This window comes from Streptomyces sp. NBC_00376, assembly GCF_036077095.1.
Taxonomy (GTDB): domain Bacteria; phylum Actinomycetota; class Actinomycetes; order Streptomycetales; family Streptomycetaceae; genus Streptomyces.
Genome location: NZ_CP107960.1, coordinates 3,238,988 through 3,251,635, shown reverse-complemented (window position 1 = coordinate 3,251,635; position 12,648 = coordinate 3,238,988). Strand labels below are relative to the sequence as shown.

Here is a 12,648-nt window from a genome sequence, read left to right as displayed (position 1 = left end):
AAGCACAAGAGAGAAGGGCCCCGGGACGGTCGGTCGTCCACGGGGCCCTTCTCGTACAGGGGGTACTGCTGGTCCTACTCGGCGAGCACGGCCTCGGCATCGAGGGTCACGCCCACCGCCTGGATCACCGAGGCGATCTTGACGGCTTCCTGAATGGTCTCACGGTCCACGCCGGCCTTGCGCAGCACCTGCTCGTGGGAGTCCAGGCACTGGCCGCAGCCGTTGATCGCGGAGACGGCGAGCGACCACAGCTCGAAGTCGATCTTCTCCACGCCGGGCTTGCCGATGACGTTCATCCGCAGACCCGCACGGAGCGTCCCGTACTCGGGGTCCGACAGCAGGTGCCGGGTCCGGTAGAAGACGTTGTTCATCGCCATGATGGCGGCGGCCGACTTCGCGGCGGTGTACGCCTCCGCGGAGAGGTTGGCCTTCGCCTCCGGCTCCAGCTCGCGCAGCACCTTCGGCGAGCGCGAGGCGATCGCGCAGGCGAGGACGGTGCCCCACAGCTGCTGCTGCGGGAGCTCGCTGTTGCCGATGACCGAGCCGAGGTTCAGCTTCAGATCCTTGGCGAAGTCCGGAACGGCGGCCTTCAGTTCGTCGAGTGCCATGTCGCTGTCAGCTCACTCGCCCGAGAGGAGGGCGACCGGGTCGAGGGTGTTCTCGCCCTTGGTCCAGTTGCACGGGCACAGCTCGTCGGTCTGCAGGGCGTCCAGGACCCGCAGGACCTCCTTGGGGTTACGGCCCACGGAACCGGCGGTCACCATCGTGAACTGGATCTCGTTGTTCTGGTCGACGATGAAGACGGCGCGCTGGGCGAAGCCGTCCTCGCCCTCGATGCCGAGGTCACGCATGAGCTCGTGCTTCGAGTCGGCCATCATCGGGAACGGCAGGTCGGTCAGGTCCGGGTGGTCCTTGCGCCAGGCGTGGTGCACGAACTCGGAGTCACCGGAGAAGCCGAGGATCTGGGCGTCACGGTCGGCGAACTCGTCGTTCAGCTTGCCGAAGGCGGCGATCTCGGTGGGGCACACGAAGGTGAAGTCCTTCGGCCACGCGAAGACGATCTTCCACTTGCCCTCGTAGGTCTTGTGGTTGATCTGCTCGAACTCCTTGCCGCTCTCCAGCGAGACACAAGCAGTCAGGTCGAACTCGGGGAACTTGTCACCGACAGTGAGCACGCGCTCTCCTTGTAGCGTTGGAATTCCCTTTTAGGGGATTTCCTGAGGGTTGGACAAGGTCCACCTTGGCACAGAGTGCATTGATCGCGGAAATAGCTACACTCGGCCTTGATGATCGGAGGTGCCTATCAGTGGCTCAGGTGAATCAGGGCAGTAGGCCCAAACAGCCCAGCCTGTCGCAGCTGCGTGCCTTCGTGGCCGTCGCGGAATATCTGCACTTCAGGGACGCTGCGGCAGCAATCGGGATGAGTCAGCCGGCGCTGTCCGGAGCCGTGTCGGCGCTGGAGGAGGCACTGGGTGTCCAGCTCATCGAGCGTACGACGCGCAAGGTCCTGCTCTCGCCGGCCGGGGAGCGGCTCGCGGTGCGGGCCCGTGCGGTGCTGGAGGCCGTCGGCGAGCTGATGGAGGAGGCCGAGGCGGTCCGGGCGCCGTTCACCGGCGTGCTCAGGCTCGGAGTGATCCCGACCGTCGCCCCGTACCTGCTGCCGACGGTGCTGCGGCTGGTCCATGAGCGCTACCCGGAGCTCGACCTCCAGGTGCACGAGGAGCAGACCTCCTCGCTACTGGAGGGGCTGGCCGCGGGAAGGCTCGATCTGCTGCTGCTCGCCGTTCCGCTCGGGGTGCCGGGCGTCACCGAACTTCCGCTCTTCGAGGAGGACTTCGTCCTGGTGATGGAGCAGGACCACTGGCTGGGCGGGCGCGCCGACATTCCGCGCGAGGCGCTGCGCGAGCTGCCGCTGCTGCTGCTCGACGAGGGGCACTGCCTGCGCGACCAGGCCCTGGACATCTGCCGGGAGGCGGGCCGCACGGAGGGGGCGCCGGTCACCACGACCGCGGCCGGGCTCTCCACGCTGGTCCAGCTGGTGGCCGGCGGGCTCGGGGTGACGCTGCTGCCGCGGACCGCGGTGACGGTCGAGACCGGCCGCAACGAGGCCCTGATCACCGGGTACTTCGCGGAGCCGGCACCGTCGAGGCGGGTGGCGCTGGGGATGCGGACCGGGGCGGCGCGGCACGAGGAGTTCGAGGAGTTCGCGGCGGCGCTGCGGGAGGCGATGCGGGGGCTGCCGGTACGGGTGACGGGAGGGCCTTAGCCCTTGGGGCGAGTCAGGCGCGGGGTGCCGCCTCTGAATGGACCGTGTCCTCGCGGCTCGTCACTCCGTGCATGGCGGTCTCCGACCGGCCCGCGCGGGAGGTCGCTTGTATCCGTTGCCACGCTTTCGAAGGTTTTCCGCCCGGGTGGCCGGACGAGGGTCGACTGAGCCCGAGCAGAGGGTACGCCCCTGTGAGTAGCGGCACAGTGCCGGGAGGCCTCGGAAGCCATGGTGATCGCCCCGGACGGTCCGTAATCGGCAATACTTCAAGCCAATTTACCTATACAAAACCTCTGAAATTTGAGTGACTGTACGTCACTTAACGTACTGAACACTAAGATCTGCGACTGCAACCTCAAATGAGCGCGACGGACTCATGGGGGAGCCCGGGGAAGCCTGCCCGGATGGCATCCGGGGCACTGGGGGAGAGGGGCCAGGCATGGCGTGGGATGAATGGGAACAACTCAAAGCCGATGCGGCGCAGCGCCACACTACGCACATGGAGATAAATGGAGAGTGGTGACGGCCCACTCCCGTTCTGGCTGTCGGGCCAAGGGCCAACTCCCGCGCATTCTGGTTATTTCGACGTGGACAGGAACCCGTCAGCGGCAGACAATCTCGCTTTGATCGTCGCCGGACATTCAGACTTGATTACTGAAGAGGCCCCGCGGTGAAGTACGTATCCAATCGCATCGCCGTCCTTGTGCTTGCCATGGCTTTCGTAACTGGCTGCGGGAGTGGCAGCAATAATTCCCCTGCTTCCCAAAGGAGTTCCAGCGTGAATATGCAGCAGGCTGCGGACAAGGCCGACAGCCTCATCGGCGACACGCTGTCTTCTGTGCGCCCTCCCCTGGAGTGGACGCACGGTCAATCCGACAGCGGAATGTGCACCGGCGCTCCGGAACTCGGCGATGTCACGCGCCGTGCTGTGGTCATGACTCAGGTCTCCGAGGAACGCAGGGGTTCGCTTCTCGGAATCATCGAGCGGGCATGGAAGAAGTCGGGCTACACAATTACCAAGGTCAGGCCCGACGAGGAGTTCCCTGCCATCTTTGCCGATGCCGGCGACGGTGTATTGAGGATGGGGTTGGTCGTCGGGTACAAGGGGCAGTTCTTCCTGGATGTCCAAACGGCCTGCGTGGACAAGTCGAAGGTGGCGCAGCCCTCCACTCCGGGGAAGGGCACTGACTACCGCGGGAAGGAAGTGCCCACTCCCAACGTGCACTCCGACTTCTGGTCGTCCGACAAGCCGGTCGCTTCTGGTTCTCCGAGCTGAGGCCGACGGTACTGCCTTCGGTAAGTCCGGTACGAGCGCCGACCAGCGCCGGCTCAAGGCGAGGGGGCGCGGCTCCCGAGGAACCGCGCCCCCTCGCCGCCTCGCACAGGTCACTCCGTGCGCAGGCCCTCCGGGCGCATCAGGCGCCACAGCGAGGGCAGGGACACCAGCGTGACCAGCAGGATCAGTGCCGCACCCGCGCCGGTCATCGGCACGAACAGCCACCAGTCGGTGATCTTCTTGTCGAGCATGGTGATCAGCGCCGCGCCCAGGCCGAGCCCGCCCGCCACGGCGACCGTCAGCCCGATGACCACGGGTACGGCGGTCTGCCACAGCACCGACCAGGCGAGGGTGGAGCGCCGGGTGCCGAAGGCGACCAGGACCGACAGCAGGCGCTTGCGTTCGCGCAGCTGCTCCAGCTGGGAGACCAGCATCGCGGCGGCGATCAGCAGCAGCGTCGCGGTCGCGCCGACCTGGAGGCCGCGCTGCACACTGGCGTACTTCTCGTCACGGGTCTTCGACGTGAGGGACGCGACCCGCATCGCGGGGTCGATCCGGGCCGCCGTGTTCCGTACGTACTCCGCGGCGTCCTCGACGCTCTCGTCGATCCGGATCTGCGTCTGGGTCGTCGCGCCCGGCAGCTTGCTCGGGTCGAGGGCGCCGATGGTGGCCATGATGCCCCAGGAGTCCTCGCCCAGCGGATCGTGGCGGGCCTGGACCGTCCGGGAGTCGGTGGGCAGGGTCCACCGCATCGGCTTCTGGCCGTAGCCCGAGCCGATCAGGACCTCCTTGCCCTTGCGGGCCGTCGCATCGACCCAGTCGGACATCTCCTTGTCGTTCCTGGGGTGGGCCACGAAGGTGTCGCCGTCCGTGCAGGAGCCGATCCGGGCGAGTTCGCGCAGGGTCGCGCAGTCGCCGACGATGAGACTGGTGGTCGGCTGCACGTCGGACTTCGTGTACTTGCCGGGCCGGGTGGCGTACGTCTCGACCTTCCCGATGACGGCGTCCACGCCCTTGGTGGCCTTGAACTCCTCGATGGTCCGGGTGGCCGCCCCGGGTTCGACCTTCTCGGAGTACGTGTAGAACTGGGCCCGCGACGGGTCCTGCCCGGTCACCGTGCTGAACTCGTCGCCCACCGCGGCGAACAGCATCTGCAGTGCCACCGCTCCCGCGACGGCGACCGTGATGCCGCTGACCGCGCGGGAGGCGGCCCCGCTGCTCAGCTGGAGCCTGCGGGTGGCGAGCTGCCAGGGCACCGGGCCGCCGTGCAGCCGGTTCACGCACGCCTCGACCAGCCAGGGCAGCAGCAGCGCGAGCCCGACCAGGACCAGCACGGCACCGCCCGCGATCGGATACGGGTTGACCGGGGTGAACTCGTCGACCTTGCCGGTCAGTCCGAGCACCGCCAGACCCGCGACCGGCATCGGCAGCCGCCACCAGAGCCGGCGCCCGCGGTTGCCGCCGCCCCGTACGACGCCGAGCGGTTCGATCACCACCGAGCGCATCGCGACCAGCGTGACCAGCACCGCCGCCACCGGGACGGAGACGACGACCAGCGCCGTCAGCACGGGGTCGGGCACCAGGTCGGACGGGAAGACGCTGACGTTCCACACCTCGATGTGACCGACGAATCGGCGCCCCACCAGGAAGAGCACCGCCCCGGTCAGCACGCCGAGGAGCGCCCCGAACAGGGCCTCGCCGGCCGCGATCCGCCGGGTCATCCGGATGTCCGTACCCACCAGCCGCAGCGCGGCGAGCCGGCGGTCACGGCGGTCGCCGCCGAACCGCACCGCCGTCGCGATGAAGATCGCGACCGGCACCAGCAGCACCACGCAGATCATGATGATCAGCACGATGAGGACGGGCGGCATCTCCTCGCCCTGCCCCGGATCGCCGTAACCGGCGATCCGGTGGCCGCCGTCGGCGGGGGTCAGGGTGTCGCTGCCCGCGTAGTAGACCAGGTCGCCCGGCGAGACCAGGCCGGAGTCGGCGATCGTGCCGGTGATCCGGTACGGCAGCCGCTCCTTGAGGAGGCTGCCCTCCGAGGAGTCCAGCAGTTCCTTCAGCGCGGGGGAGACCACCATCTCGTCGGCACCGGGGAAGCGTGCGACGCCCGGCGGGACGACCGGGTGCGTACCGTCCGCGCGCATCAGCCAGCCCTCGACGGTGCGGCTGCGGTACTCGGTCTCCGAGTTGATCCGCAGCACCGAGGCGTCGGTCTTTTTGGCCTGCGCGTCGGGCCCGCCGGGAACGGAGCTCTCGGCGCGGGCCTCGCTGCGCGCGGAACGCTCCTGGAGCAGATGCGGTGCGGAGGCGGCGGTCAGCAGCAGTGCCACCCCGAGGCCGACGCCGACGGCGGTCAGCAGGGTGCGGGTCCAGCCCTCGCGCCCGCCGCCGGAGGCGAAGCGGATGCCGAGGCCGAGGTCGCGGAACCAGGCGGCGACGCCGGTGGGCGAGGTGGGCGCCGGCGGTGCCGCGGCCGGCGCGTCCTTCCGGTCGAGCAGCGTCATACGGCGTGCTCCAGGTCACGGGTCCGGCCGTCGCGCACGGTGACGTCGCGGTCGGAGTACGCGGCTACCCGGGCCTCGTGGGTCACCAGGACCACGGCGACGTTGGTCGACCGGGCCGCCTCGGTGAGCAGCTCCATGACCCGTTCGCCGTTGAGGGAGTCCAGGGCGCCGGTCGGTTCGTCGGCGAAGATCACCTTGGGCGAGGCGGCCAGCGCGCGGGCCACGGCGACGCGCTGTCCCTGCCCGCCGGAGATCTCGCCGGGACGCTTGGCGCCGACGCCCTCGACCTCCAGGCGCTCCAGCCAGTGGCGGGCGGTGAGCTCGGCGTCCTTGCGCCTGGCGCCGTTGAGCCGGATCGGCAGGGCGACGTTCTCCACGCAGGTCAGCTCCGGGACGAGCTGGCCGAACTGGAAGACGAAGCCGAACTCGGTGCGGCGCAGGGCGCTGCGTTGGGCGTCCGACATCGCGGAGAGCTCGCGGCCCGCGTAGGTGATCGTGCCCCGGTCGGGGGTGACGATGCCGGCGAGGCAGTGCAGCAGGGTCGACTTGCCGGAGCCGGAGGGGCCCATCACGGCGACGACCTCGCCGGGGTGGATGGAGAACGACGCGCCGTCGAGCGCGGGCGTCCGGCCGTACGCCTTGTGCAGGCCGTCGGCGCTGAGCAGGGAGCCGGCGGGGATCACGCGGACACCTCCGCGGCGAGCCGGTCGAGCCGGGCGGCGGTCAGTTCCAGCCAGCGCAGATCGGCTTCGAGGTGGAAGAGGGCGTGGTCGCAGATCAGCTGATCGGCGAGGTCGCCCTTGCGCTTGCGGTCGGTGAGTATGCGCATCAGGCGCAGATGCTCGGTGCGCTGGGTGTCCAGCAGGGCCTCGGCGCTGCGACCGGTGAGCAGGGCCAGGACGACCTTGGTGTAGAGCGTCGACTGGAGGTACGGCTCGGGCTTCTCCGGTTGCGCGAGCCAGGAGCTGACATCGGTGATCCCGGCCTCGGTGATGGCGTACCGCTTGCGCTCCGGGCCGCCGCCGCTCTCGACGCCGTCGACCTCGACGAGGCCGTTCTTGAGCAGCCGGGACATGGTCGAGTAGACCTGGCCGTAGTGCAGGGGGCGGTCTTGACCGAACTTCTCGTCGAACGTCCGCTTGAGGTCGTAGCCGTGGCGGGGGCCGGACTCCAGGAGTCCGAGCAGGGTGTGACCGATTGACATGCCGAGCACTGTACACGGCGTGTATACCTCTGGTGTATACCGGGGTTCCACTCCTGGAACCCCGGCTTCCGGAACCCCGGGGCTCAGGCGCCGGGCGGGCCCGGAGCATCCTTCGGGGGTCGCCCACGGCGGGGGATCGGCCGTGCCGTGCCCGGCAGGCGGCCCGCCTCCGCCAGCGCCCTGCGCAGCAGGAACTCGATCTGGGCGTTCGCGCTGCGCAGTTCGTCCGAGGCCCAGCGGGCCAGCGCGTCATGCACCGCGGGATCCAGCCGCAGCAGCATCTGTTTGCGCTGCGGCGGGGTCCTGCGGGCCGGCGGGGTCTGTTCGGTCACTGGTAAAGAGTGCCCGTGTTCAGGACCGGCTGGGCCGCGCGGTCACCGCACAGCACCACCATCAGATTGCTGACCATGGCCGCCTTGCGCTCCGAGTCGAGCTCGACGATGTCCTGCTCGGCGATCCGGGTGAGCGCCATCTCGACCATGCCGACCGCACCCTCGACGATCTGCTGCCGGGCCGCGACCACCGCGCCGGCCTGCTGGCGCTGGAGCATCGCGGAGGCGATCTCGGGGGCGTACGCGAGGTGGCTGAAGCGCGACTCGATGATCCGTACGCCGGCGGCCTGGACCCGGGCGGTGAGCTCCACGGCCAGCTTCTCGGTGATCTCCTCCGCGTTGCCGCGCAGCGAGAGGCCGCCCTCGTCGTGGGCGTCGTACGGGTACTCGATCGCGATGTGCCGGACGGCCGCCTCGGTCTGGGTGGCGACGAACTCCAGGAAGTCGTCGACCTCGAAGAGCGCCTGCGCGGTGTCCTCGACCTTCCAGACGACGATCGCGGCGAGCTCGATCGGGTTGCCGTAGGCGTCGTTGACCTTCAGGACCGCGGTCTCGTGGTTACGGACCCGGGTGGAGATCTTCCGGCTGCTGGTGAGCGGGTTGATCCAGCGGAGCCCGTCGGCGCGGATCGTGCCGACGTACCGGCCGAAGAGCTGGATCACCCGGGCCTCGCCCGGTGCGACCATCTTCACACCCGTCATGCAGAAGAACGAGACGATGACGAGCAGCACCCCGAAGATGCAGACCGGGACGCCCAGGCCGTTGTTGCCGTTCGAGCCGACGACGCCGCCGACGATGGCGAGACCGATACCGGCGATCACGCCGACCACGGTCAGCAGCAGGCCGAGACCGCCGGGAATGCTGTGCGCCGTGACCTCTCTCACCTGCGGTTCGGGCATCTGGGGCGTGTCGGGAGCGAGGTCGGTGGCAAGGGCGGTCGTGGTGTGCGGATTGTCGTGATCAGTCATGGGATCCCCCGTTTCGAAAGGCCGGCTCGGTGCTAGCAATGTGATTACACATTACCTGTGCTCGCAACCTTGGGCACCCTTCATGAGTCGGTTCCCTTAAGAACGGGTGCTGATTGTCACGTCCGCAAAAGACCGCATCGCTCGCTTTTTGTCCTGGCCGACGGTGTTAGCTGGTTCGGCTGAGCGGATCTGGTCGAGCAGAGAAACGGGAGCAACACAGCGATGGGTCGAGCGGATGCGCGACGAGCCCAGCGGCGCGGAGCGCGGCGGGCCGCGAAGAGCGGCGGCATACGCAGACTCTTCACCTGGAAGAAGATGCTGGGCGCCTTCTTCGGATTCTGCCTGCTGATCATGGGCGCCTTCGTCGCCCTCTACATGTACGTGGACATCCCGAAGGCCAACGCCCTGGCCGAGCGGCAGAGCAACGTCTACCAGTACAGCGACGGGTCACTGCTGACCCGGACCGGCTCGGACGGGGTCAACCGTCAGATCGTGGATCTGGCCGAGGTGCCCCTGAAGGTGCAGCACACCTTCGTCGCCGCCGAGAACAAGTCCTTCTACGACGACCAGGGCGTCGACCTGAAGGGCACCGCGCGCGGGCTCCTCAACACCCTCAGCGGCAAGGGCAAGCAGGGTGGCTCGACCATCACCCAGCAGTACGTGAAGAACTACTACCTGACGCAGGACCCGACGATCAGCCGGAAGCTCAAGGAACTGGTGATCTCGCTCAAGGTCGACAGCAAGAAGAGCAAGGAATACATCCTCGCCGGGTACATCAACACCGCGTACTACGGGCGCGGCGCGAGCGGCATCCAGGCCGCCGCGCAGGCCTACTACGGGGTCGACGCCAAGGACCTCACCGTCTCCCAGGGTGCCTACCTGGCCTCGGTGCTCCAGGCGCCCAGCCAGTACGACTGGCAGACCGCGAGCGAGACCGGCAAGAAGCTGGTCAAGGAGCGCTGGGGCTACACCCTCGACAACATGGTCGAGATGCACTGGCTCGACAAGGCCGAGCGCGACAAGCTCGAGTTCCCGGTCCCGGGCAAGGCCAAGCCCGCCAAGGGCATGGAGGGCCAGACCGGTTACCTCGTCGAGGCGGCCAACAACGAGCTGGAGAAGCAGGGCATCACCGCGGAGATGCGGCAGGCCGGCGGCTGGACCTTCACGCTCAACATCGACAAGAAGCGGCAGAAGCAGCTGGAGCAGTCCGTCGACCGCCAGCTGGAGTCCAAGCTGGACCGCAAGGGCAACAAGGTCGACGCGACCGTCCAGGCGGGCGCCACCTCCGTCGACCCGAAGACCGGCGCCGTCGTCGCGATGTACGGCGGGGCGGGCTACACCCAGCACTACTTCTCCAACGCCACCCGCCGGGACTACCAGCCGGCCTCCACCTTCAAGCCGCTGGTGTTCGCCTCCGCGCTGGAGAACGGGTCGAAGACCCAGGACGGCGACCTGATCGGCGTCAACACCCGCTACGACGGCACCAGCAAGCGGCCCGTGGTGGGCAGCGACACCCCGTTCGCCCCGGAGAACGAGGACAACCAGAGTTACGGCAGCGTCACCGTGCAGAAGGCGATGAACGCGTCGATCAACTCGGTCTTCGCGCAGATGGTCGTCGACGTCGGCCCGCCCGCGGTGAAGAAGACCGCGCTGGCCCTCGGCGTACCGGACAAGAACTTCCCTGAGCGCCCCGCCATCACGCTCGGCACCATGAACGCCTCGACGTGGGACATGGCGGGCGCGTACGCCACGCTCGACAACCACGGCAAGAAGGTCACCCCGTTCATCGTGAAGTCGGCCAAGCACCGTGAGCGGACGGTCGAGCCGGTCGAGGGCGTCGGCAGCCAGGTGATCAGCCGCAAGTCCGCCGACACCGTGACCTCCGTGCTGACCGGCGTGGTGGACAGCGGCTCCGGCCGGGCGGCCAACACCTCGGCGTACGAGGCGGCGGGCAAGACGGGTACGTCGGAGAACAACAAGTCGGCCTGGTTCGCCGGCTACACCCCCGAGCTCACCACCGTCGTCGCGCTCTTCGGTGAATCGCCCAAGGAGGGCGGCGGCCAGGTCAGCCTGACCGGCACGGCCAACTCCGGCCGGGCCAACGGCGGTGGCTTCCCGGCGCAGATCTGGGCGGACTACACGCTCGGCGCGCTGGGCGGCGGCTCCAGTGCCCAGTTCGACCTGGAGGACGTCGAGCGCGGACAGTCCACCGTCCCGTCCTCGCCTTCGACGACCCCCTCGCAGACGGCGAGCACCGACACGACCGCGTCGCAGTCGCCGGACGTGCCCTCGCAGAGCGCGAGCAAGTCGCCCGACGTGCCGCCGACCCAGTCGCCGGACGTGCCGCCGCCGACCCAGTCCCCGGACGTGCCGCCGCCGACCCAGTCCCCGGAGCCGCCGGGCAGCGGCGGGGTCCCCGGCAAGCCGGCCGACGGCAACGAGAACAACATCGTCAACAATGCTCCTCCCGCCCGATGAGCGCCTGAGCCGACGATGAACACATGAGTCAGGGGCGGTGCCGGCCGGCACCGCCCCTGACCCCTTTCCCGTGGGTCAGCCGCCGTTGACCTTCTTGGCGATCCGGTCGCCGAGGTCCTTGTCCACGTTGCGCCAGTACTGCAGCGCGCGCTCCAGGACCGGGGCGCTCACACCGTCCAGCAGATGGCCGGAAATGTTCCCTACCAGCCGCTCGCGGGCCGCGTCGTCGAGCACCTTGCGCACCATGGTGCCCGCCTGGCCCCAGTCGTCGTCCTCGCTGTGCAGCTTGTACGCCTCGTGGACCATCTCGCCCGCCGTCGCCCAGCCCGCCGGGTCGCCGTAGCGCGCGGTGTCCGCCGCCGGGCCGCCGTAGGAGTTCGGTGCGTAGACCGCTCCCGTACGGCTCGGCTCGTACCGCATCGGGCCGTCCTTCGCGTACGAGTTCCGGCCGAACCGCGGACGGTTCGGGGGCAGCTGCGCGTAGTTCGGGCCGATCCTGTACCGGTGGGTGTCCGGGTACGAGAAGAGCCGGCCGAGCAGCATCTTGTCGGGCGACGGACCGATGCCGGGCACCAGGTTCGACGGCTCGAAGGACGCCTGCTCGATGTGGACGAAGAAGTCCTCCGGGTTCTCGTTCAGCGTCATCCGGCCGACTTCGATCTCCGGGTAGTCGCCGTGCGGCCACACCTTCGTGAGGTCGAACGGGTTGAACCGGTAGTCCGGTGCGTCGTCGAACGGCATGACCTGGATGTACAGCGTCCAGCTCGGGTGGTCACCGCGCTTGATCGCCTCGAACAGGTCGCGGCGGTGGACGTCGCCGTCCACACCGGCCATCCGGTCGGCCTCGTCCTGCGTGTAGAAGTCGATGCCCTGGTCGGTCTTGAAGCGGTACTTCACCCAGAACCGCTCGCCGCCCGCGTTGACCCACATGTAGGTGTGCGAGCTGTAGCCGTTCATATGGCGGTACGTCTTCGGGATGCCCCGGTCGCCCATCAGCCACGTCACCATGTGCGCGGACTCGGGGGACAGGGTCCAGAAGTCCCACTGCATGTCGTGGTCGCGCACCGCGCTGTCCGGGCGGCGCTTCTGCGAGCGGATGAAGTCCTGGAACTTCATGGGGTCACGCACGAAGAAGATCGGCGTGTTGTTGCCGACCATGTCGTAGTTGCCCTGCTCGGTGTAGAACTTCAGGGCGAATCCACGAGGGTCCCGCCAGGTGTCGGGGGAACCCTGCTCCCCGGCGACCGTGGAGAAGCGGGCGAGCATGGCGGTCTGCTTGCCCGGCTGGAACAGGTCGGCCTTGGTGAACTGGCTGACGTCGTTGGTCACCTTGAAGGTGCCGTACGCGCCGGAACCCTTGGCGTGAACCACTCGTTCGGGGACCCGTTCGCGGTTGAACTGGGCCATCTTCTCGATGAGGTAGTGGTCCTGGAGCAGAATCGGTCCGTCGGATCCGACAGTGAGCGAGTGTTCATCGCTCTCCACCGGGATTCCGGCGTTGTTCGTGGTGTACGGGGTGTTCTTGGTCTTCGATTCCTCGGACACGAGCGTCCTCCCGTCGGTGGGGGTTTCGGTCAGGCCGTCTCGTTCACGACTGAAGTCAAACCCGCCGAC

11 protein-coding genes are annotated in these 12,648 nt (G+C 68.4%); 3 read left to right on the top strand and 8 right to left on the bottom strand.

The genetic code is table 11. The features are described from left to right. Positions 1-74: 74 nt before the first annotated feature. Positions 75-608 carry an alkyl hydroperoxide reductase gene (locus tag OG842_RS14370; RefSeq protein WP_072483998.1) on the bottom strand — a complete coding sequence of 178 codons (534 nt, stop codon included), beginning with the start codon at positions 606-608 and terminating at the stop codon, positions 75-77. 12 nt (positions 609-620) lie between these two features. Beyond that, positions 621-1,175: a peroxiredoxin gene (locus tag OG842_RS14365; RefSeq protein WP_031083404.1), complete on the bottom strand. Its 555-nt coding sequence runs from the start codon at positions 1,173-1,175 to the stop codon at positions 621-623. A gap of 131 nt (positions 1,176-1,306) precedes the next feature. Here OG842_RS14365 and OG842_RS14360 point away from each other — a divergent pair, with 131 nt between their 5' ends. Continuing rightward, complete coding sequence (locus OG842_RS14360) at positions 1,307-2,266, top strand: hydrogen peroxide-inducible genes activator (protein WP_266729992.1); 960 nt, start codon at positions 1,307-1,309, stop codon at positions 2,264-2,266. Positions 2,267-3,050: 784 nt separating this feature from the next. Next, a complete protein-coding gene (locus OG842_RS14355; protein ID WP_266733589.1) occupies positions 3,051-3,542 on the top strand; it encodes a hypothetical protein in 492 nt (163 codons plus the stop codon). Positions 3,543-3,652: 110 nt separating this feature from the next. Here the strand turns inward: OG842_RS14355 and OG842_RS14350 are convergent, their stop codons facing one another. The 5 genes from OG842_RS14350 to OG842_RS14330 all read right to left on the bottom strand — a co-directional run bounded on the left by OG842_RS14350 (position 3,653) and on the right by OG842_RS14330 (position 8,556). After that, the gene (locus tag OG842_RS14350; RefSeq protein ID WP_266729991.1) at positions 3,653-6,052 is read right to left on the bottom strand and encodes an ABC transporter permease; all 2,400 of its coding nucleotides are present in this window, start codon (positions 6,050-6,052) and stop codon (positions 3,653-3,655) included. Further along, on the bottom strand, positions 6,049-6,735 hold the full coding sequence (locus tag OG842_RS14345; RefSeq protein WP_266729990.1) for an ABC transporter ATP-binding protein: 687 nt from the start codon (positions 6,733-6,735) through the stop codon (positions 6,049-6,051). The genes OG842_RS14350 and OG842_RS14345 overlap by 4 nt, the downstream gene beginning before the upstream one ends. Continuing rightward, positions 6,732-7,256: a PadR family transcriptional regulator gene (locus tag OG842_RS14340; RefSeq protein WP_266729989.1), complete on the bottom strand. Its 525-nt coding sequence runs from the start codon at positions 7,254-7,256 to the stop codon at positions 6,732-6,734. Before OG842_RS14340 ends, OG842_RS14345 begins: the two co-directional genes overlap by 4 nt. Positions 7,257-7,339: 83 nt before the next feature. Continuing rightward, complete coding sequence (locus tag OG842_RS14335) at positions 7,340-7,588, bottom strand: hypothetical protein (RefSeq protein ID WP_266729988.1); 249 nt, start codon at positions 7,586-7,588, stop codon at positions 7,340-7,342. After that, on the bottom strand, positions 7,585-8,556 hold the full coding sequence (locus OG842_RS14330; protein WP_266729987.1) for an SPFH domain-containing protein: 972 nt from the start codon (positions 8,554-8,556) through the stop codon (positions 7,585-7,587). Before OG842_RS14330 ends, OG842_RS14335 begins: the two co-directional genes overlap by 4 nt. A gap of 222 nt (positions 8,557-8,778) precedes the next feature. Between OG842_RS14330 and OG842_RS14325 the strand changes: the two genes are divergently transcribed. Further along, positions 8,779-11,034, top strand: a complete 2,256-nt coding sequence (locus OG842_RS14325) for a transglycosylase domain-containing protein (RefSeq protein WP_266729986.1) — start codon at positions 8,779-8,781, stop codon at positions 11,032-11,034. A gap of 75 nt (positions 11,035-11,109) precedes the next feature. On the opposite strand, the gene OG842_RS14320 is transcribed toward OG842_RS14325, so the two are convergent. Then, positions 11,110-12,579 (bottom strand): catalase, encoded by a 1,470-nt coding sequence (locus OG842_RS14320; protein WP_266729985.1) that lies wholly within the window; start codon positions 12,577-12,579, stop codon positions 11,110-11,112. Positions 12,580-12,648 lie beyond the last annotated feature (69 nt).

What these genes read in the sequence shown, in the direction of transcription:
- OG842_RS14340 (WP_266729989.1), bottom strand. Translation starts at nt 7,256, where the DNA reads ATGTCAATCGGTCACACCCTGCTCGGACTCCTGGAGTCCGGCCCCCGC.
- OG842_RS14355 (WP_266733589.1), top strand. Translation starts at nt 3,051, where the DNA reads ATGCAGCAGGCTGCGGACAAGGCCGACAGCCTCATCGGCGACACGCTG.
- OG842_RS14370 (WP_072483998.1), bottom strand. Translation starts at nt 608, where the DNA reads ATGGCACTCGACGAACTGAAGGCCGCCGTTCCGGACTTCGCCAAGGAT.
- OG842_RS14330 (WP_266729987.1), bottom strand. Translation starts at nt 8,556, where the DNA reads ATGACTGATCACGACAATCCGCACACCACGACCGCCCTTGCCACCGAC.
- OG842_RS14350 (WP_266729991.1), bottom strand. Translation starts at nt 6,052, where the DNA reads ATGACGCTGCTCGACCGGAAGGACGCGCCGGCCGCGGCACCGCCGGCG.
- OG842_RS14325 (WP_266729986.1), top strand. Translation starts at nt 8,779, where the DNA reads ATGGGTCGAGCGGATGCGCGACGAGCCCAGCGGCGCGGAGCGCGGCGG.